Origin of the sequence: Billgrantia tianxiuensis (genome assembly GCF_009834345.1) — a bacterium.
In the GTDB taxonomy this organism is placed as follows: domain Bacteria; phylum Pseudomonadota; class Gammaproteobacteria; order Pseudomonadales; family Halomonadaceae; genus Halomonas; species Halomonas tianxiuensis.
Genome location: NZ_CP035042.1, coordinates 177087 through 198042, shown reverse-complemented (window position 1 = coordinate 198042; position 20956 = coordinate 177087). Strand labels below are relative to the sequence as shown.

19 protein-coding genes are annotated in these 20956 nt (G+C 66.2%); 13 read left to right on the top strand and 6 right to left on the bottom strand.

Annotated elements, in window-relative coordinates:
* Window position 1: 1 nt before the first annotated feature.
* Window positions 2-1558 carry a nitric oxide reductase transcriptional regulator NorR gene (gene norR, locus EKK97_RS00915; RefSeq protein WP_159548054.1) on the bottom strand — a complete coding sequence of 519 codons (1557 nt, stop codon included), beginning with the start codon at window positions 1556-1558 and terminating at the stop codon, window positions 2-4.
* Between the two features lie 148 nt (window positions 1559-1706).
* Here norR and ytfE point away from each other — a divergent pair, with 148 nt between their 5' ends.
* Entirely contained in the window at window positions 1707-2363 is a 657-nt protein-coding gene (ytfE, locus tag EKK97_RS00910; protein WP_159548052.1) for an iron-sulfur cluster repair protein YtfE, read from the top strand.
* Window positions 2364-2427: 64 nt separating this feature from the next.
* Window positions 2428-3543, top strand: a complete 1116-nt coding sequence (locus EKK97_RS25245; RefSeq protein WP_159548050.1) for a methyl-accepting chemotaxis protein — start codon at window positions 2428-2430, stop codon at window positions 3541-3543.
* A gap of 115 nt (window positions 3544-3658) precedes the next feature.
* Here EKK97_RS25245 and hemN read toward each other — a convergent pair whose 3' ends face one another.
* Both hemN and EKK97_RS00895 read right to left on the bottom strand, forming a co-directional pair.
* The gene (gene hemN, locus EKK97_RS00900; protein ID WP_159548048.1) at window positions 3659-5044 is read right to left on the bottom strand and encodes an oxygen-independent coproporphyrinogen III oxidase; all 1386 of its coding nucleotides are present in this window, start codon (window positions 5042-5044) and stop codon (window positions 3659-3661) included.
* Window positions 5045-5144: 100 nt separating this feature from the next.
* On the bottom strand, window positions 5145-6356 hold the full coding sequence (locus tag EKK97_RS00895) for an NnrS family protein (RefSeq protein WP_159548046.1): 1212 nt from the start codon (window positions 6354-6356) through the stop codon (window positions 5145-5147).
* A gap of 76 nt (window positions 6357-6432) precedes the next feature.
* Here EKK97_RS00895 and EKK97_RS00890 point away from each other — a divergent pair, with 76 nt between their 5' ends.
* The 11 genes from EKK97_RS00890 to EKK97_RS00840 all read left to right on the top strand — a co-directional run bounded on the left by EKK97_RS00890 (window position 6433) and on the right by EKK97_RS00840 (window position 16907).
* Window positions 6433-6855 (top strand): YbaN family protein, encoded by a 423-nt coding sequence (locus EKK97_RS00890; RefSeq protein ID WP_159548044.1) that lies wholly within the window; start codon window positions 6433-6435, stop codon window positions 6853-6855.
* A 42-nt stretch (window positions 6856-6897) separates the two neighbouring features.
* On the top strand, window positions 6898-7344 hold the full coding sequence (locus EKK97_RS00885; protein ID WP_159548042.1) for an Rrf2 family transcriptional regulator: 447 nt from the start codon (window positions 6898-6900) through the stop codon (window positions 7342-7344).
* 104 nt (window positions 7345-7448) lie between these two features.
* Window positions 7449-7760 carry a c-type cytochrome gene (locus EKK97_RS00880; protein ID WP_159548040.1) on the top strand — a complete coding sequence of 104 codons (312 nt, stop codon included), beginning with the start codon at window positions 7449-7451 and terminating at the stop codon, window positions 7758-7760.
* A gap of 301 nt (window positions 7761-8061) precedes the next feature.
* A complete protein-coding gene (gene nosR / locus EKK97_RS00875) occupies window positions 8062-10203 on the top strand; it encodes a transcriptional regulator NosR (RefSeq protein WP_159548038.1) in 2142 nt (713 codons plus the stop codon).
* 3 nt (window positions 10204-10206) lie between these two features.
* Entirely contained in the window at window positions 10207-12102 is a 1896-nt protein-coding gene (gene nosZ, locus EKK97_RS00870) for a TAT-dependent nitrous-oxide reductase (protein WP_159548036.1), read from the top strand.
* Between the two features lie 54 nt (window positions 12103-12156).
* Entirely contained in the window at window positions 12157-13497 is a 1341-nt protein-coding gene (locus EKK97_RS00865; protein ID WP_159548034.1) for a nitrous oxide reductase family maturation protein NosD, read from the top strand.
* The gene (locus tag EKK97_RS00860) at window positions 13494-14438 is read left to right on the top strand and encodes an ABC transporter ATP-binding protein (RefSeq protein ID WP_159548032.1); all 945 of its coding nucleotides are present in this window, start codon (window positions 13494-13496) and stop codon (window positions 14436-14438) included. Before EKK97_RS00865 ends, EKK97_RS00860 begins: the two co-directional genes overlap by 4 nt.
* Window positions 14435-15259: an ABC transporter permease gene (locus EKK97_RS00855; protein ID WP_159548030.1), complete on the top strand. Its 825-nt coding sequence runs from the start codon at window positions 14435-14437 to the stop codon at window positions 15257-15259. Before EKK97_RS00860 ends, EKK97_RS00855 begins: the two co-directional genes overlap by 4 nt.
* Window positions 15260-15281: 22 nt before the next feature.
* On the top strand, window positions 15282-15878 hold the full coding sequence (locus tag EKK97_RS00850; protein WP_159548028.1) for a nitrous oxide reductase accessory protein NosL: 597 nt from the start codon (window positions 15282-15284) through the stop codon (window positions 15876-15878).
* 97 nt (window positions 15879-15975) lie between these two features.
* Window positions 15976-16545, top strand: coding sequence for a hypothetical protein (locus tag EKK97_RS00845; protein WP_159548026.1), 570 nt, complete (start codon window positions 15976-15978; stop codon window positions 16543-16545).
* Window positions 16545-16907 carry a DUF6164 family protein gene (locus EKK97_RS00840; RefSeq protein ID WP_159548024.1) on the top strand — a complete coding sequence of 121 codons (363 nt, stop codon included), beginning with the start codon at window positions 16545-16547 and terminating at the stop codon, window positions 16905-16907. Before EKK97_RS00845 ends, EKK97_RS00840 begins: the two co-directional genes overlap by 1 nt.
* Window positions 16908-16923: 16 nt before the next feature.
* Here EKK97_RS00840 and EKK97_RS00835 read toward each other — a convergent pair whose 3' ends face one another.
* The 3 genes from EKK97_RS00835 to EKK97_RS00825 form a co-directional block, all read right to left on the bottom strand.
* The gene (locus EKK97_RS00835) at window positions 16924-17481 is read right to left on the bottom strand and encodes a hypothetical protein (protein WP_159548022.1); all 558 of its coding nucleotides are present in this window, start codon (window positions 17479-17481) and stop codon (window positions 16924-16926) included.
* 18 nt (window positions 17482-17499) lie between these two features.
* Entirely contained in the window at window positions 17500-19176 is a 1677-nt protein-coding gene (locus tag EKK97_RS00830; RefSeq protein WP_234287012.1) for a NapC/NirT family cytochrome c, read from the bottom strand.
* Window positions 19177-19342: 166 nt separating this feature from the next.
* Window positions 19343-20938, bottom strand: coding sequence for a nitrite reductase (locus EKK97_RS00825; protein WP_234287013.1), 1596 nt, complete (start codon window positions 20936-20938; stop codon window positions 19343-19345).
* Between the last annotated feature and the right edge of the window lie 18 nt (window positions 20939-20956).

Below are 20956 nucleotides of genomic sequence, written 5' to 3'. Positions count from 1 at the left end.
ACTACTTGATCCCCAAGCGACGTGCCAACTTGTGAAGGTTGCTGGGGTCAACGGCAAGCCTCCGGGCGGCATTCGCCCAGTTGTCGCCGCTCGCCGCCAAGGCCTGGCGAATCGCCCGCCGCTGCGCGGATTCGACCTGGCTGCGCAGCGGCTCGATGTCGTTCGTTGCCACACTCGGCTCCACACCAGGGACAGCGGATTCGTCGCGACTGGCTTTCAACGTTTCGCCCTTCAACGTTTCGCCATAAGACAGGTCGAGCCACTCCGGCTCGAGGGTAACGATATCGTCGCGCCGGGCGCCATGCCCCAGCGCCTTGATCGCCGCCCGGCTGATGACGTGCTCGAGTTCACGCACGTTGCCCGGCCAGGCGTAGGCCAGCAGCGCCGCCTCGGCCGCCGGCGCCAGGCGCAGGCTGCGCACGCCGAGCCGGGCACGGTTGATCTCGAGAAAGTGACCGGCCAGCACCAGCACGTCACTGTCGCGCTCGCGCAGCGGTGGGATCGCCACCGGATAGACCGACAACCGGTGATAGAGATCGGCACGAAAGTGGCCTTCGCGCACGCCGTCGGCCAGCCGGCGGTTGGTGGCGGCAATGATGCGCACATCGACCCGGCGCGGGGTATCCTCGCCCAGGCGCTGCACCTCGCCGTTCTGCAGCGCACGCAGCAGCTTGGCCTGGATTGCCAGCGGCAGCTCGCCCACCTCGTCGAGGAACAGGGTGCCACCGTCGGCGGCCTCGAAGCGGCCCGCACGATCCGCCGTGGCACCGGAGAAGGCCCCTTTCACGTGGCCAAACAGCTCACTCTCGGCCAGGGTCTCGGGCAGTGCCGCACAGTTGACCTGCACCAATGGCTGCTCGCGCCGTGGCGAGCGCTGGTGCAGACGCCGGGCGAACAGCTCCTTGCCCACCCCGGTCTCGCCCATCAGCAGCACCGGCAGGTCGGATTCCGCCACCACGTCGAGTTCGTTCAGCAGGCGCTGCAGCCCGGTGCTATGGCCGAGAATTTCGCCACCCTCGCCCGGCTCGGCATGCGGGATCACGCCGTGGTTCGCCATGCGCAGCGCGCGCACTTCCTGTTCCAGGCGCGAGACGCGTACCGCAGCCTCGACCAGCAGTGCGTAGCGCTCCAGCGCCGTGCGTGCAGCCTCGTCAAAGGTACCTGCCACCAGGGCGTCCAGGGTCAGCACGCCCCACGGCTCCCCTTCGACGTGCAGGCTGATACCCATGCAATCGTGCACGTGCAGCGGCTCTCCCGGCTGCTGCTCGACCAGGCCGTCGTAGGGGTCGGGCAGGCTGGAGTCCGGCGGGAACAGGGTCGAGCGGCGGCTCGTGAGAATGGCGGCAAGACGCGGATGACGGGCCACCTCGAAGCGTCGCCCCAACGCTTCGCGCACCAGCCCCTCCACCGCCACCGGCGCCAGCACGTCATCCTGCAACCGCAGCAGGCACACCGCGCCGCAGCGGAAGCCCTCACGCAGGGTACGTACCAGACGCTGCAGGCGCACGACACTGGGCAGGTCGGCGGTGAGGTCGGCGAGGAGAGAATCGTCCAGCATGGTAAAAAACACCTTACAAGGTAGAAATCACCTTAACCGAGCAAGGTGAAATTTACCATCCAAACAGCAACCCATTGATAAAAAAGGAGTGAAAAAGTGGCATGGCGATTGCTCTGTCAGAGTGTCATCCATCATCGAGGTATGCCGCATGAACCTGCTGGAACAGACCGTTGGCCGCATCGCCCTGTCGCTTCCCGGTGCCACCCGCATCTTCCATAGCCACCATATCGACTTCTGCTGCGGTGGGCGCATCAGCCTGCGCCAGGCCGCCGAGCGCGCCGGCCTGCATGTCGACAAGCTGGTCGCTGAACTCGAGGCGCTGCCGGCCGCCAGCAGCGAGCAGCACGACTGGCGCGAGGCCAGCAACGCCGAGCTGATCGACCATATCCTGACCCGCTACCACGACGTGCACCGCCAGCAGTTGCCCGAGCTGATCCGCATGGCGCGCCGGGTGGAGCAGGTTCATGGCGATCGCGACACCTGCCCCAACGGGCTGGCCGACCTGCTGATGGTCATTCACCAGGAAATGGAGAGCCACATGCAGAAGGAGGAGCAGATCCTGTTCCCCATGCTGCGCAACGGCATGGCCGCCCAGGCCCAGGGGCCGATCGCGGTGATGCGCCACGAGCACGACGATCACGGCGAGAACCTGGAGCAGGTAATGCGGCTCACCGACGACATCACCCCGCCCAAGGGCGCCTGCACCACCTGGCGCGCCCTCTACACCGGCCTGCGCGAATTCCGCGAGGACCTGATGGAGCACATCCACCTGGAGAACAACCTGCTGTTCGAACGGGCCGGTTGAACCCTGCCTTGTTGCCCGCGCCCGCCCCGGCGGGCGCCAGACCTTCCTGACGACAGGAGACGCCATGCGACTATGGAAAAAGGCCCAACCCAAGGCGAGCGACAGCGAAGCGCTGCGTGAGGAGCGGGACCGGCTGCAAGCTCGACTCCTGGAGCTCGAGGCCGAGCGCCAAGTTCATCGACACCTCTTCGCCAACCTCACCGGCTTCGGCGACTCCCTGGCCGCGTTGCGTGAATCCTTCTCCGAACTCTCTGGACTGCTTGTCGATAACCGGCGCGTGGCCGACCACACCACAGGCGAATCGCAGCAGAGCCAGGAGGCCCTGGATGCCATGGTCGAGGAGCTGAGCAGCCTAAACCAGCGTATCGGCCAGGCGGCGGTGCAGGTCACCTCTCTGCGCGGCGACGCTGACAGCATCGGCAACTTCGTTCACCTGATCGAAGAGATTTCGCTTCAGACCACGCTGCTGGCCTTCAATGCCAGCATCGAAGCCGCACGGGCCGGCGATGCCGGGCGCGGCTTCGCCGTGGTGGCAACCGAGGTACGCGAACTTGCCACCCGTACCGGAGCAGCCACCGAGGAGATCAGTAGCCTTACCGGCAGCATTCTCGCCCAGACCGGCACGGTGGATGCCGCCATGCATCGCAATGCGTGTGAAACCGAGCGGCTAAGCGCCGCGGCCAGCCAGGTGATGCAACGCACCGAACGGCTGCTGACACTGAGCCGGGAAAGCAGTCAGGCGCTGACCTTCTCTGCCATGCTGAGCGAAGTGGAGCTGGCCAATCTGGAGGAGCTCGAGGTGAAGCTGGAGGTGTACCGAATCCTCATGGGGCTCTCCTCCACCACCGCCGACGAGCTGCCCGATGAAACCCAGTGCGCGCTTGGCCGCTGGTACTATGCCGCAGCCGGCGACATGCACTTTGGCGACGACGAGGACTTTCGCGCCCTGGAACTCCCACATCGCGAGGTGCACCGTCAGGCCATTGCAGCCGTACGCATGTACCAGGCTGGCGAGATGGACGAGGCGATGCAGGCCCTGGCCAGGATGGAGTCAGCCAACCTCAACGTGATGAAGCGACTACGCCATATCATGCGCAAGTACCGCCCCCAGACTGTCGAAGCCAGCCAGACAGCGCTACCTGTCCCTGCCAGGCTGGCCGCCAAGCCCCTACCGGCGTGAAGCCGAGAAGGCCACAGCTCACCTCGGCGCCCTATCCCGAGGCCCACTTGCGAGGGCTCGAACCGCAGGAAGCGGCGTTCACTGGACGCCGCTCGTTCGACTCCTCTCGGCAGACCTATACCGTACGCGAGAAGCGCCCCTCGTTGGGTGTGAGATAGGCATCAAAGGCCATGGCCATGTTGCGCATCATCAGGCGCCCGGCGGGCAGCACCTCGATGGCGGCGGCGTCAATCGACAGCAGGCCGTCGGCCTGCATCTCCTCGAGCTGGCCCAGGGCATCGGCGAAATAGTCGCGGAAGACGATGTCGTGGCGCACCTCGATGTCAGCGAAGTCGATGCGCCCGTGGCACATCAGGGCATTGATCACGTCGCGGCGCAGGCGGTCGTCATCGTTGAGCCGATAGCCGCGCATCACCGGCAGCCGCCCCGCCTCGAGCCGCGCCTGGTACTGGGCGGTCTCCTTGACGTTCTGGCTGTAGCTGTCGCCGACCTTGCCGATGGAGGTGATGCCCAGCCCGATCATGTCGCAGTCGGCATGGGTGGAGTAGCCCTGGAAGTTGCGCTGCAGGGTGCCGTTCTCCTTGGCCAGGGTCAGCTCGTCGTCGGGCAGGGCAAAGTGATCCATGCCGATGTAGACGTAGCCGGCCGCGGTCAGGCGGCGAATGGTCAGTTCCAACAGCTCCAGCTTGCGCTCCGGCGGCGGCATGTCCTCGGGGCGGATCAGCCGCTGGGCCTTGAACAGCTCCGGCAGGTGGGCATAGCTGTAGGCGGCGATACGATCCGGGCGCAGGGCGATGATCTTCGCCAGGGTGGCGTCGAAGCTTGCCACCGTCTGCAATGGCAGGCCGTAGATCAGGTCGACGCTGACCGACTGGAAGCCGGCCTCACGGGCGGCCGCCACCAGCTCGATGACCTGCTCCTCGCTCTGCACGCGGTTGACCGCCTTCTGCACGTCGGGGTCGAAATCCTGTACGCCAAAGCTCAGCCGGTTGAAGCCGAGGTCGTGCAGCTCGTGGATCTGGCTTGGCGTGACCGTGCGTGGATCGACTTCCAGCGAGAACTCGCGCGCCGCAGGCTCGGCGAAGTGGAAGGCCTCGTCGAGGGCCGCCATCAGCTCGCCGAGTTGGGCGTTGCTCAGGTAGGTGGGGGTACCGCCGCCCAGGTGCAGTTGGGTCATGCGCCGATTCTCGTCGAACAGCGCGCCCTGCACACGGATCTCGTGCTTCAGCCAGTCGAGATACTCCGCCGCACGCTCGGTGTTGTGGGTGATGATCTTGTTGCAGGCGCAGTAGTAGCACAGGCTCTTGCAGAACGGGATATGCACGTAGACCGACAGCGGCTTGGGCGAGGCGACCCGGTTGCTGCGCTCCGCTGCGGCGCGATAGTCGTCCTCGGCGAAGGCCGCATGGAACTGCGGCGCCGTCGGATAGGAGGTGTAGCGGGGCCCCGGGCGGTCGTACTTTTCCACCAGTGGGCGATTGAACAGTTGATCGTCTTGCATGAGCGGAACAGCCTCTTGAAACCTCGGCATGGAGCGCGCCATGCCCTGTTGCCGGTGAGTATGACATCGGCTATCGGTGTCGTCTCGACAGCTCGCCGCTCTATTGTCCCGGGTCAAGTTTGCCGATGTGCGCAGTGGACACCCTCCGGTCCGCACGCCTTTCCACCTGCCTTGCCACACGCCCCGACCACACCCGCAATCGCCAGGCCACCATCAGCCAACCCAGACTCCAGGACAGGGCCGAGGCCCATAACAGCAGCAGCCAGTGGGAGCCTGCCTCGATCGCCCACAGGCGCAGCACGGCCGCCACGGCGAACAGGCCGGCCAGCGGTAGCAGTGCTGCCTCTTCCTCCGGGCCTCGCTTGGCACGCAGGATCACGTGACGCAGCATGATCGCACTGGCCAGGGTGCCAAGCGCACCGACGGTGAAGGCGTGCAAGGCGGTACTGGCATGCTGCGGCGCCCACCAGCTGCGTGCCAGCAGCAGCAGGCCGATGGCGATCCAGGCGTAGCCCAGCATCAGCACCTGCAAATCCGGGCGCTCCTGACAGCGTAGCGGCTCCCAGCGCCAGATACGCGCCAGCACCAGCAGGCCCGCCGTCAGCACCATCAGAGCCGCCAGCGGACGTAGCGTGACCCATAGCATCAGGAACGGGGCCACTCCCAGCAGCACGATCAATGCCGCCTCGAGACGTGGCTGCACGCCGGTGCCGGCAGCGCGGAAGCGCTTCATCAGGTAGCCATTGACCGCCGGGGCGATGACGCGCCCGCCCATGAAGGACATCAGCAGTACCAGCCACAATACGCTCTGGTGCATCAGCGGCGCCGTGGTCGGCATATCTCCGAGGTAGCGCCAGGTGAGGGTCACCACGGCCAACAGGCAGAGCATGCCCAGCAGCGGCGAGAGCAGTCGGTTACGCCATTTCTTCGCGGCGATGAAGCGCGGCACCAGGCGCGAGGCCACCCACAGGGCGAAGGCGCCATCGGCCAGCGAAGCGATAGCCGCACCCGACCAGTCCAGCACGCCCAGCCGGCCTACCAGCCACAGCGTCACCAGCAGACCCAGTTGCCGACGCGGCATGGGGCCCAGCAGGTAGCCGGCGATCACCGCCAGGGCAAAACCGAACAGCATTTCCCGCGCATGGGCGGCCGGCGTCGCCAGTTGCACCGGTGTCCAGCCGTGGTAGAGCGCCAGCAGAGAGAGCGGCACCATCGCGGCGGCATGCAACGCCGCCAGCGGAAACAGCCAGCGCCAGGCGGGTAAGCGAGGAGCGGTAGTGTCGATACCGGACTTGGCAGCGTCTATAAACATGTATATAAAATACTACTTAGTAACACCGCTGGAAACCATGTCGCGGCACCAGTCACAAGAGCAGAGCGAGGTTGCCATGAGAGACCCTTTGGTACGCCTTGGTTGGCAAGCGCTGGCTTACAGCTGCATCGGACTGGGAACCGCCGGGCTGGTGGTGCCGCTGCTGCCGACCACGCCATTCCTGCTGCTCGCCGCCTGGGCGGCACCCAAGGGCTCGCCGCGACTGGCGCGCTGGTTGTGGCACCACCCTCGGCTGGGCCCGCCGCTGCGCGCCTGGCAACGGCAGCGGGCCATCGCCAGGCCAGCCAAGCGTCTTGCCACGGTACTGCTGTTCCTGAGCTGGCTGGTATTATGGCTGGGCGGCGCACCTGTCCCGGTACTAGGCGTAACAGCGACCCTGTTCTGCTGTGTGGCCCTTTTCGTCTGGACGCGACCCGATGCCACACCTTTGGGCAGCGAACGCCACGCCAAGCGTACTGCTATGATAAGAAGGATTTAGCGTACATAAATTGTTGCTTATCCAGCCAACGCCGGACTTGCCATGCACCTGACTCGCTACACCGACTATGCGCTGCGCGTGCTGATCTACCTCGCCGTCAAGGGCGAGGAGCGCGCCACCATCCACGAGATTGCGGAAAGCTTCGGCGTGTCGCGCAACCATCTGATGAAAGTGGTGCAGGACCTCAGCCACCGAGGCTATATCACCACCATTCGCGGCAAGAACGGCGGCATGCTGCTCAACCGCTCCCCGCAGGAGATCACCCTGGGCGCATTGGTACGCGACACCGAGCACGAACTCGGCCTGGTCGAGTGTCTCCGCGACAGCAACGAGTGCATCATCACGCCTGCCTGCCGGCTCAAGCCGATTTTCAACGAGGCACTCGGCGCCTTCCTGGCGGTACTGGACCAATACACCCTGGCCGACATGCTCGGCAGGCGACAGCCACAGCTCGCCCGCTTGATGCAGATCGCCACCAGCCCTGCCTGACTGTGCCAAAATCCATTTTTGGCTTTTGACAGAAGCCTGGCGTACAGCGCGGGGCAACCCGCTTCGACAGGCTTCGCCGTGACCGTAAGCAACCGGAGAAAACCATGAAGAAAATCACCGCCGCCCTGCTCGCCGGCACCGCCGCCTTGGCGTTCACCGCTTCCGTCCAGGCGGAGCCCGATGGCGAAGCGATCTACAACCAGGCCTGCATGGCCTGCCACATGACCGGTGCCGCCGGCGCTCCGATCAAGGGCGACGCCGATGCCTGGGCGCCGCGCCTGGAGCAGGATATGGAAACGCTCTACGCCCACGCCATCGAGGGCATTGGCGCCATGCCGCCCAAGGGTGGGCATATGAACCTGAGCGATGACGAGGTGAAGGCCGCCGTCGACTTCATGCTCGAGCCGGTGCTCTAACCTCCCACGGTTTCGCTGACCAGACCCTCCTAAGGCGGGGCATCGAGCCGACTTCAGGCGAGATGCCCCGCCCCTGCTTTCCCCCTCCCCGGTGCTGCCGCACCGCGGCACCCCAAAGCGACTACCTCGTTGGGGTTACTCCCTCGAACTTGATACACGTCACACCGCCCATGACCCAAGTCAATTAAGGACTGGCAGTCAGCTGGCATGATGGCAGCAGGTAACAAAGATTCATTTCATATACCTGTAATACCTGTCGTCTCTCACGTTCACTGCGACGGGTACGCGATAAGGAACGCCCATGCCCATCCGGCGCAGCCCGCTCTCTTCTCTAGCCCTGATTTGGCTGTTCGGCATGCTGATGCTGCTCGGCCTGCCCACGCAGGCCTTCGAACTGTCACAGGTGCAAGTGGGATTCCCCAGCGCCACGCGCCTGGCCGACACCGACGGCGGGCTTCCCGCCAAGGCGGTCTACGCCGACGAGACACTGCTGGGCTACGCCTTCGAGACCCAGGACATCACGCCCATCCCGGCCTATTCCGGCAAACCGATCAACATGCTGGTGGGAGTCGACCGCGAGGCGCGCATCACCCAGGCCACCATTCTCGGCCACGAGGAGCCGATCATGCTGGTGGGCATCCCAGAGCAGCGCCTGGTGGACTACGCCGCCGCTCACACCCCTCATCACGTCAACCAGCGCCTGCGCGTGGGCGAGAACCTCGATGCCATCTCCGGTGCCACGGTGACGGTGGTGGTGCTCACCGAGACGGTGATGCGCGCCGCCCGTCGGGTCGCCGCCGCGCAGGGGCTGATCGATGACCCGCTGGCCACCCCACCGGCCCAGGTGCGCCATGACGTGTTCGAGCCGGCCGACTGGGAAACCCTGGCAGGCGACGGCAGCGTGCGCCGCCTGCACCTGACCCATGGCGAGGTCGATGCCGCATTCGTCGGCACCGCCGCCGAGACCTACGCCAGCGGCGAGGATCCCGACAGCACCTTCATCGACCTCTACGTGACCTATCTCAACGCGCCCACCATCGGTCGCAACCTGCTCGGCGACGTGGTGTACGAGCAGTTGATGGAGCGCCTGGAGGAGGGCGAGCACGCCATCGGCGTGATGGCCCGGGGCGACTACTCCTTCAAGGGCTCGGGCTACGTGCGCGGCGGCATCTTCGACCGCATCGAGGCCAGCCAGGGCAATACCAACATCGCCTTCCACGACCGCGACCACCGCCGCATCGTGCGGCTGGCCATCGATGGCGCCCCGGCGCTGACCGAGCGCGACATCTTCATCGTGCGCGGCGATGCCGCTTTCGACCCCGGCGAGCCCTGGGAACTCGGCCTGCTGGTACGCCGCGCCGCCGGGCCGCTGGAAACCGAGTTCGTGCGCTTCAACGCCCACTACAGTATCCCCGAAGCCTACGTCGAGCGCGCGGAACCGGCCGTCGAGGAAGCGCTGTGGGTGCAGGTATGGCGCGACAAGACCTTCCAGATCGCGGTGCTGGGCGTGGGGCTCACCGTGCTGACCGCGATCATGCTGTTCCAGGACGTGCTGGTGCGCTATCCACGCGTGCTCGCCCCGCTGCGCGTCGGCTTCCTGGTCTACACCGTGGTGTTCATCGGCTGGTACTCGCTGGCCCAGCTCTCGGTGGTCAACATCCTCACCTTCGTGCACTCGCTGATGGGCGGCTTCAGCTGGGAATCGTTCCTGATCGACCCGATGATGTTCATCCTCTGGTCGTTCGTGGCGGTGACACTGCTGATGTGGGGCCGCGGCGTGTTCTGCGGCTGGCTGTGTCCCTTCGGCGCCATGCAGGAATTGATCAACAAGGCGGCGCGCAAGCTCAAGGTACCGCAGCTCGAAGTGCCCTTCGCGGTGCACGAGCGCCTGTGGGCCATCAAGTACATCATCCTGCTGGCGCTGTTCGCCGTCTCGCTGCATTCGCTGGGCCAGGCCGAACGCTACGCCGAGGTGGAGCCGTTCAAGACCGCCGTGACCCTGCGCTTCCAGCGCGACTGGGCCTTCCTGCTCTACGCCGTGGGCCTGCTCGTCATCTCGGCGTTCACCCACAAGGCTTACTGCCGCTACGTCTGCCCGCTGGGCGCGGGGCTCGCCATCCCCGCCCGCCTGCGCCTGTTCGACTGGCTCAAGCGTCATCGCGGCAGCTGCGGCACCCCCTGCCAGATCTGCGCCAACGAGTGCGAAGTGGCCGCCATCCATCCCGACGGCCGCATCAATGCCAACGAGTGCCACTACTGCCTGGATTGCCAAGTGACCTACCACGACGACCGGCGCTGTCCGCCGATGGTCAAGCGCCGCAAACGCTTCGAGAAGGCCGCTCGCGCCTCCTCCGGCGGCGGTGCCGCGGGAACCCTTCCGGCCGACGCTGCGCAGGGCAGCCAGGCCAATCTGCAGCGCATCCCCACTCTTCAGGAGGAGTGAACCATGAGCGACAAGAAAGACCACATCAAGGACCTCAGCCGGCGGCACTTCCTGCGCAATAGCGCGGTGACCGGCGTGGCCGGGGCCAGCCTGGCCGGAGGCTTCGGCGCAGGCGCCCTGGTACGCAGCGGATCCGCCAAGGCCGCCGCGGGCAACGAACACGAGGTCCCGCCGGGCGAGCTCGACGAGTACTACGGCTTCTGGAGCGGTGGCCACTCCGGCGAGGTGCGCATCCTCGGCGTGCCTTCCATGCGCGAGCTGCTGCGCATCCCGGTGTTCAACGTCGACAGCGCCACCGGCTGGGGCATCACCAACGAGTCCAAGCGCGTACTGGGGCCGAACGCCCCGCTCAACGGCGACACCCACCACCCCAAGGTGAGCTATACCGACGCCCGCTACGACGGTCGCTACTGCTTCATCAATGACAAGGCCAACACCCGGGTGGCGCGTATCCGCCTTGATATCATGCGCGCCGACAAGATCGTCACCATCCCCAATGTCCAGGCCATTCACGGACTCACCCTGCAGCGGGTGCCGAAGACCGAGGATGTCTTCGCAGTCGGCGAGATGATCATTCCGCTGAACAACGATGGCCAGAACATGGATGACACGTCCGATTACTGGACCATGATGACCTGCCTCGATGCCGATACCATGGAGATCAAATGGCAGGCGATCGTCGACGGCAACCTGGACAACTGCGACACCGACTATACCGGCCGCTTCGTCGCCGCCTCCTGCTACAACTCGGCGCGCGGCATGACCCTGCCGGAAATGATGGGACCGGAGCGTGACTGGACGGTGTTCTTCGACGTGCCGGCCATCGAGAAGGCGGTCGCAGAGGGCAACTACACCACCCTGGGCGACTCCCAAGTACCGGTGGTCGACGCTCGCGAGCAGGCCCATGAGGGCCGCAACCCCTTCGCCCTCTACGTGCCGACCCCGCGCAGCCCGCACGGCGTCAACACCATGCCGCCGGAAGGCAAGTACTGCGTGGTCAGCGGCAAGCTCTCGCCGACCTGCACCGTGGTCGAGTGGTCCCGCGTGGCCGAGTGGTTCGACGGCGGCCTGTCCGACCCGCGCGACACCGTGGTGGCCGAGCCGGAAGTGGGCCTGGGGCCGCTGCACACCACCTACGACAACCGCGGCAACGCCTACACCTCGTTGTTCCTCGACAGCCAGGTGGTGAAGTGGAACGTGGAGGACGCCATCCGCGCCTACAACGGCGAAGAGGTGAACTACATTCGCGACCGCATCGACGTGCACTACAACATCGGCCACATCAAGGCCTCGCTGGCCTGTAGCCGTGACGTCGATGGCAAGTACCTCTCCGCGCTGTGCAAGTTCTCCAAGGACCGTTTCCTGCCGGTGGGTCCGATGCACGCCGAGAACGACCAGTTGATCGATATCTCCGGCGAGCAGATGAAGCTCATCCACGACGGTCCGACCTACGCCGAGCCCCACGATGCGCTGATGATTCGCGCCGACCAGCTCAACCCGAAGGCGATATACGACCGCAACGATCCGTACTTCGCCGAGACCGTGGCCATGGCCCAGGCCGACGGCGTCACCCTGGAGCGGGACAACAAGGTGATCCGCGACGGCAACAAGGTGCGCGTCTACATGACCTCCGTGGCACCTAGCTTCGGTACCACCGAGTTCCGCGTGAAGCAGGGCGACGAGGTGACCATCGTGGTGACCAACATGGACACCATCGAAGACGTCAGCCACGGCTTCGCCCTGGTCAACCACGGCATCAACATGGAGATCCATCCGCAGCAGACCTCTTCGGTGACCTTCATCGCCGACAAGCCTGGGGTCCACTGGTACTACTGCAGCTGGTTCTGCCACGCCCTGCACATGGAAATGTCGGGTCGGATGCTTGTAGAACCTGCGTGAGGTAACCCGGCCGGCCCTGCGGGGCCGGCCACTGTCCTATTCGAGGTGACCGTGGTGAAACGTCTTTTTTCTCTCCTGGGTGGCTGCGGCCTGCTGCTGTTGGCGAGCCTCGCCTTCGGCGGGCTGCGCATCGCGCCCGGCGACGGTCCTCTCCAGACGCACATCGATGCGGCCGCATCCGGCAGCGAGCTGACGCTTGCCCCCGGCGTGTATACCGGCAGCATCCAGATCGACAAGCCCCTGACCCTGCGCGGCGAGCCAGGTGCCATCCTCGACGGCGAGGGCAGCGGCGACGTGATTCGCGTGCGCGCCCCCGACGTGCGCATCGAAGGGCTGACCCTGCGCAACTCCGGCTTCAACCTGACCGACATGAACGCCGCCATCCACGCCGAGCGTGGCGCCCACCGCCTCCACGTCGAAGACAACGCCATGCACAACGTGGCCTTCGGCGTCTGGCTGTGGCACCTGGAGGCGCCCAGCGTGATCGGCAACCGCTACGCTGGCAGCACCGCGGTGCGCTCGCAGGATCGTGGCGACGCCATCCGCCTCTACAACATCGACGGCGGGCTGATCGCCGGCAACGACGTGCGCGACGCCCGTGACGCCATCTACGTCGATACCAGCCGCGACCTGGAATTCCGCGACAACCGCCTGCGCGACTCACGCTTCGGCATTCACTACATGTTCACCCACGGCGGCAGGATCGTCGGCAACCACACCAGCGGCACCCGCGCCGGCTATGCGCTGATGATGTCGCGCGACCTCCAGGTGGTGAACAACCGCTCCGAGCGCGACATGAACTACGGCATCCTGATGAACTACGTGAACTACAGCACCATCGCCGACAACGACATCCGCGGCATTACCGCCTGGCACGGTCCCGCTGGCGGCGAGCACGGCGTGACCCTGGGTGCCGAGGGCAAGGCGCTGTTCATCTACAACTCCCAGAGCAACGAGATTCACGGCAACCGCCTGGCCGACAGCGAACTCGGCATCCACCTCACCGCCGGCTCCGAGAACAACCGCATTCACGGCAACGCCTTCATCGACAACCGTCAGCAGGTGATGTACGTGGCCACGCGCACCCAGGAGTGGTCGCAGGACGGCCAGGGCAACTACTGGAGCGACTACCTGGGCTGGGACCTGGCCGGCGACGGCATCGGCGACACCCCCTACGAGCCCAACGACGCCGTCGACCGCCTGCTGTGGCGCCATCCCGAGGCGCGCCTGTTGCTGCACAGCCCTGCGGTGGTGGCGCTGCGCTGGGTACAGCGCCAGTTCCCCATCTTCCGTGCCCAAGGGGTGCAGGACAGCGCGCCGCTGATGCACGCCCCTATCCCCGGGGGAGCCCATAGCCCTGGAAAAGCCCCTATCCCTGGAGAGGCCCAATCATGAACGCGGTCATCGAATGCCATTGGCTGACCAAGCGCCACGGCGACCTCACCCGCCTCGACGCCCTCGACCTCACGGTCAAGGAGGGCGAGGTATTGGCCCTGCTGGGCCACAACGGCGCCGGCAAGACCACCACCATGAAGCTCATCCTGGGCCTGATCTCGCCCAGCGCCGGCACGCTCAGCGTGCTCGGCAGTGCCCCCGACGGTCCCCACGCCGAGACGCTGCGCCGCCACCTGGGCTACCTGCCCGAGAACGTCAGCTTCTACGAACAGCTCACCGGCCGCGAGGTACTCGCCTACTTCGCCCGCCTCAAGCGGGTTGATCGTCGTCAGGTCGATAAGCTGCTCGAGCGGGTAGGCCTGGGTGACGCCGCCAGGCGCCGGGTCAAGACCTATTCCAAGGGCATGCGCCAGCGCCTCGGCCTGGCCCAGGCGCTGCTCGGCGAGCCGCGCCTGCTGCTGCTCGACGAGCCCACCACCGGGCTCGACCCCGCCGCCACCCGCGACTTCTACGAGACCGTACGCGAGCTGCGCGAGCGCGGCTGCACCGTGCTGCTCTCCTCCCACGTGCTGCCTGGCGTGGAGCCCTATATCGACCGCGCACTGATCCTCGGCGGCGGCCGCCGCCTGGCGCTGGGCAGCCTCGACGAGCTGCGCCGCGAGGCCTCGCTGCCGCTGACCATTCGCGCCAGGGGCCGCTGGCCCGGCGTCGACTGGTCGGAAGGCTGGGAAGACACCCGTATCTCACCGCGCCATCTCAACGGCTCCGCGCTGGAGCTGGGTGTGCATCCCTCGGCCAAGATGAGCGCCCTGCGTCGGCTGACCGGCACACCGGGCGTCGAGGATATCGACGTGCTGCCGCCGACGCTGGAGCACCTCTACGGCCACTTCTCGGCGCCGGTTACCGCGGCCTCCTCTACTTCCAAGGGAGACGCCCCATGAACACTGCTTTAATCGTCGCCCGCAAGGAGTTCCAGGACGGCCTGCGCAACCGCTGGGTGCTGGCCATCGCCCTGATCCTGGCCGCGCTGGCGGTCGGCATCGCCTGGTTCGGTGCCGCCGCCAGCGGCGGCATGGGCTTCACGTCGCTAGCCACCACGGTGGTCAGTCTGTCGACGCTGGCGGTGTTCCTGATTCCGCTGATCGCCCTGCTGCTGGCCTACGACGCCGTGGTAGGCGAACAGGAGGCGGGTACCCTGCTGCTGTTGCTCACCTACCCGCTCAGCCGCACCTCGCTGCTGCTGGGCAAGTTCCTCGGCCACGGCCTGATCCTGGGTGCCGCCACGGCGCTGGGCTTCGGCATTGCCGGCACGGTGATCGCCCTGGCCGCCGAGGGCGTGGTACTGGGCGAGCTGGTCGCGAGCCTGGGCCTGCTGATCCTCAGCAGCGTGCTGCTGGGCTGGGTGTTCATCGCCTTCGCCTACCTGATCAGCGTGTGGGTCAGCGAGAAGGCCCGCGCCGCCGGGCTGGCACTGGGCGTGTGGTTCCTGTTCGTGCTGGTGTTCGATCTCGGCCTGCTGGCACTGCTGGTGAGTGTGCAGAGCGGCGGCGACTGGCTGCCGTGGCTGCTGCTGCTCAATCCCACCGACGGCTTCCGCCTGATCAACATGGTCGGCTTCGACTCCTCCCAGGCCTACACCGGCGTGACCGCCATCGCCCAGGGCAGCGCCTTCCACGTCGGTTGGCTGCTGCTGATCCTGGTCGGCTGGATCGTCGCCCCGCTGGGGCTGGCGGTGCTGCGCTTCCGCCGACACTCCCTTTGAGACGCCAACGAGAGGCCTGTCAATGACTCGCATGACCCTTACCGCCCTGCTTCTCGCCGTACTGCTGGCGGGCTGTCGCAGCGACGCCGACACCGCCTTGGCGTCGGCCCAGCCGATCACCGACGGCGACAGCTGCCACGTGTGCGGCATGCTGATCGCGGAGCTGCCCGGCCCCAAGGGGCAGGCCTACCTGAACCGCGACGAGACGGTGCGCAAGTTCTGCTCCACCGCCGACATGTTCGCCTTCCTGCTGCAGCCGGAGAACGAGCAGCGCCTCAGCCACGCCTGGGTTCACGACGTGGCGGTGACGCCCTGGAGCCGTCCGGCCGACGACGCCTTCGTCCTCGCCAGCGAGGCCTGGTACGTGGCGGGCCACGACCGGCGCGGCGCCATGGGCCATACCCTGGCCTCGTTCAAGGAGCGCCATCATGCCGAGGCCTTCCGCGACACCCACGGTGGCGAGGTGCTGGCCTTCGGCGACATCGACCTGGCGCTGCTGACCGAGCTGGCCCGCACCGATGCCAGCATGCAGCACGGCGGCGGCATGCCGGGACATGCCGGCCACGACAATTCCATGCCAAGCCATGGCGAGCATGGCAATGTCATGCCCGGCCACTGACTGATCGCTACGCCCCGACGCCGCTCCGGCAGGGGCGGAGTCGGCTGACGCAGCACAGCGTGCTACCATCCTGGGCTCGTCGTTCAGGAAACCGGCCATGCCCTCGACTTCCTCTACCCGCTCCCCCGTCTGCTCACGCCTTGCCTGGTGGCTGCTGGCAGGTCTCGCCGCTGCACCGCTGGCCAGCGCCACCAATTACAACGTCAGCGACGCCGAACAGCACGACAGCTGGCATTCCGTGGCCCTCACGCTGGGCGAGGAGCGCCATTTCCGCGCCCTGGAACAGACCAGCTACAGCGATACCATCCTGAGCGTCAACTACACCGCCGGCGTGTGCGACCTGCCGTGGCTGGAAATGCGCGTCGAACTCGAGGAGCACCAGCCGCAAAGCCGCGTCGCCAACCTGGTGCCCGGCGACCTGCGGGTGGATCACGAGACCATCCACAGCGGCATGGCGGAGTTCATCACCCAGCGCGGCGACCGCGGCTTCTACGTCAACTTCTACCTCGACGAACTGGCACTGCTGCTGGACGAGATGCGCGGCGGCGAGACGCTGCGGATGCGCATCGATCGCGGCAACGAGGACTACTGGTTCATGAGCTTCGAGCTGGCTGGCGCCGACGCGGCCATCTCGCGTGCCGAGCGACTGTGCGAGGCCGCCGGCTGATGGCGACGTTGCTGTTCCGGCTGGCCAACGTCACCGAGGAGGAGGCGTGGGAGGTGCGCCGGCTGCTCGACGAGCACGGCTTCGACACCTACGAGACCCACGCCGGCTTCTGGCGCCTGGGCGTGGATGCCATCTGGCTGCGCGATGCCTCGCAGCTGGACGCGGCCCGCGAGGTGCTCGAGCGCTACCAGGCCGAACGCCAACAGCGGGTCCAACGGGAGCACGCCGATCGGGTCGAGCGCGGCCAGGCTCCCACGCTATGGCGGCGCCTGCGTCACCATCCCATCCAGATGCTGCTGGTGGCGCTGGCGGTACTGGCCATGCTGGCCCTGACGCTGGTGCCCTTTCTCGGCCTGATCTGACGCAAAGCCGACGGGTTCAGCGCAGCAGCCGGGTATCGAGATACTCCACCGAGAGATAATCCTCGAACGACCATAGCCGCACCAGGCGGCCGCGCTCGCGCCCCTCGCCGCCATCACCGCCATCACCGCCCCACATGGTCAGGCTGTTCGGCTCCTGGGGCATGCCCGCCTTGAGCTGCTCGAACCACCATTCGGTCATCTCCGCCTCCCACGGCTGGCCGTACTGGGCCTCGAGCCGCTCCCTGACGAGCGGATAGTCCGTCACGTCGGGGTGGAAGGCCACTACCAGGGCCAGCTGGTCGCCGCCCGCCGGAAACACATAGCGCAGGTCGGTCTCGGGTTCGTCCGGCGCCTGCAGCTCGGCGTCGATGAGCCGGTCGGCCTCCTCGGTCTCGAAGGCCTCCAGGTTGATCACGGCGGCATCGCTTTCCAGCTCGGCCATCACCTGGTCATAGCTCATGCCCAGCTCGGCACCGCGGTAGCCCTTCGGCTCCTCGGCCGCCACGGCGTGGCTCAGTGCCAGTGCCGCAGCGCAGCTGGCGAGGCCGGCCATCATATGAAGGTATCGTCCCATTGGTGCTCCTCCCGCGCGTCACCGGGTGACGCGCGTCGCGTTGATCTCCACCCTGTCCTCGCCAAAGGCCTCGTCGGGATTCTCGACGCCGAAGGCGAGGCCGTATTGGAAGGAGACATGGTGGAAGCGTGAATCGGCATGGTCGTCGTGCAACGCCACGTTGAAGCTGTAGAGGCGCTCCGGGTCGAGCGGCTTGTCGCCTTCCGTGCCGGTCTTGAGCGCGCGGGTCAGATAGGCGGTCCATACCCCGTCCTGCTCCTCGGCGCTGAAGGCAATGGCCTGGCTGTCGCTGAAGTGACGCTCGTCGAGGATGTAGCCGGACTCGACGGAGCCATCGCCGCTGTTGTAGCGCGCCAGGTCGACATAGACCCCAGCGTTCAGCAGCTCCTCGATTTCCGCATCCTCCCGGAGCTTGTCCCAGCCGCCGCGGGCGGCACCGCGGCGTCCGCGAATCTCGATCTCGGTGCGGCTCTCGGCAAGATACTTGGTGACGCCGCCCGCGCTCATCAGGTCGAGCCGCTCGGCGAGTTCGCTGGCCGCCAGTGCTTCGGCCTCCGGAGCATCCGGCATGTAAGCGGAATCGTGGTGACAGCTCGCCCAGCAGCCCGCCCGCTCGGCCATGTCGACGCGCTCGTCGGAGAGGCTCACGGTCAGCTTGAAGGGGTTGTCCGGGTCCATCACGCCACCTTCGATGAACGGCAGCGGGGCGTGCTCGCCGGCTTCCCACTGGAACTGCATGTAGAGGTAGTCGTCGTCGAAGGCGGCCCTGACACTCATCGGCACGTGGCCGCGCTTGTCGCCCAGGTCATAGGTCTCGATCTTTTCGCCGGCGACGGCCAGCGCACCGATGTCCGCCTCTTCACCCTGATGGCACCACAGGCAGCGGTCGCCGAAGCCGAAGGCGCGTCCGCCGCCGTGAGAGCTGCCGTCCTGGATCCACTCGATGGAGGCCTGGCCGGGCAGGAACAGCGTCAAGTCGATGGCTGGCACATCGCTCCAGTCGAGCGAGGCGGCAACGTTGGCCTCGACCGAGGCCGCCTCGCCCAGGTCCTCGGCATCGCGCGGCGCGGCCGGCCGGTCTGCGGCGTCGCCGGCTTCGGCATCGACCTCGAAGCGGCCCGCCCAGACCGGCGATTCGTCCCAGGCTTCGGGCAACTGGTGGGCAATGCCCTGGTGGCATTCGATGCAGGTCATGCCCTGCTCGAAGGCGCGGGCGTGCTCACGCGAGGCGCGAGCGGCCTGCTGCTCCAGGTCCATGGCCGACCAGTCGTGACAGTTACGGCATTCTCGCGAGTCGGTCCTGAGCATCGAGCGCCACACGTTCTCGGCCAGGTGGATGCGCTTGGCCTCGAACTTCTCCTCGGTGTCGATCGTGCCCAGCATCCAATGCCACACCTCGCGGCTGGCCTGGATCTTGCGCACCATCTTGGGCCCCCAGGCGTCCGGCACGTGGCAGTCGGAGCAGATCGCACCCACTCCGGTGGCGTTCTGGTAGTGCGGGCGCTCCTTGTACTCCTCGTAGACCCAATTCATCTCATGGCAGGCGCCGGTACAGAACTTGTAGCTGTTGGTGGCTTCCATCACGGTGTTGAAGCCACCCCAGAAGATGATGCCGGCTACGAAGAAGATCATGGCGGCGCCCAGCGACGCCCCCATGATTGTGATCCTGCGCCAGTTGCGTAGACGCTTCACCATGATGTCACTCTCCCCGATATGTCATGACGCCAGTCGCTGCCATGCCGCCCTGTCGCGTATCTCTGGCCCCTTGCCCAGCCGCTCCAGATGACCTCATGCGGAACGTGGAGCGGCTGGAGAAAGGGCCGGGGCACCCATGGGCGCCCCGGCGCTACGGCCGTTTCGATCAGCCAATGTGCTTCTTGCGGTTGTAGACGTTGAACTTGCCGGTCGGCGTGTTGAGGCCTTCGACCACCGCCTTCACTTCCAGGGTCTTGTCGTCGTAGACCACGATGGCGCCATCGTTCTGGTGGCCGTCGCCACGCGCCCAGATGGAGACCCACACCTCGCTGCCGGTCTGGTCGTACTCCATGTGCACGGCCACCGCATCTTGCTCCGCGGGACGGTCGGCAACGTGGATCGGGGTCAGCTCGCGGGTCTCCTTGTTCATGACCATGACCCACTGGTTGACGTCGGCCTCGGGGTGCATGGTCTGGTCGATCCATACGTGCGGCGAGTCGGGGTGGGTGCGCACGAACAGGCCGGGACCGTCGGTCTCGATCCGATCGCAGATCTGCCAGGCCTGGTCGGGATGCCCTTCGGGATCGTTGCCCCAGAAAGTCAGCAGGCCCTCGCCCAGGTGGGTGGTGCCGGCCACCGGACCGCATTCGGGATCGATCCAGTTGGCGCCCGGGCCCGGGTGCGGCTTGACCCCGGTCTCCAGCATGCTGATCAACTTGCGCGTCTCGGTGTCGATGAACACCATCTTGTCGCTCATGTTGGCAGCGATCTGGAAGTAGCGGCCGGTGGGATCGAAGAAGCCGTCGTGGAGGTACTCGGCGGTCTCCATCTGGTCGATGCGCAGGTTGTCGATATCGCTGTAATCGACCTGCCAGACCTGGCCGGACTCCTTGACGTTGACCAGGAAGGTCGGCGCATGCGGGGTGTTGTAGAGCGCCGCGACGCGGGCCTCGTTGCGGAAGTTGCCCTGGGTGTCGTAGCTGCGGGTGGAGACCACCTTGAGCGGCTCCATGGTCTCGGCATCGGCAATCACGAAGTGCGGCGGCCAGTAGGAGCCGCCGATGACGTACTTGTCCTTCCACTCACCGTAGTGGGACACCGCCACGTCGCGGGCGTCATAGCCGATGAACACCTCGGCGGTAACCTGGGGCGGATCCATCCACAGGTCGATCTTGGAAAGACGGCCGTCGCGCCCCTGGACGTACCAGAAGCGGCCGTCGGAACTCTCCTTGGCCACATGCACCGCATAGCCGGTCTCGACCTCGGTGACCAGTTCCTTGGTGTCGGCGTCGATGATGCCCATGGCGCCGCGGTCACGCAGGATGGTGACCATGAAGTTTTCCCAGTTGAGATCGTGCTGGGGCTCGGTGGGCAGGTCTTCCGGGGCGACGAAGACCTGCCAGCGCTCCTTCATGTCGGCCAGCGACATTTCCGGTGGCTCGACCGGGTCGTGCTGGATGTATTGCGAGATCAGCGTGATGTCATCCGCGGAGAGGATGCCATCGAAGTTGTTCATGCCGCCCTCGGTACCCAGCGTGATGATGCTCTCCAGACGCCGCTGACCCAGTTCCTGGGTGGTCTTCGGCAACAGGTTCGGACCGGTGGCACCGTTGCGCGTGGTGCCGTGACAGCCGGCGCAGCGCTGGAAGTAGATGGTGTTGGCGCGCTCCATCTCCTCGGCGGACAGCTCCGGTGCCGCGGCCTGGGCGGTACCGATCATGGCGGCCAGTGGGAAGCTGAGGGCGAAGATCCCCTTGCTCAATGCTCTCGTATGCATAAC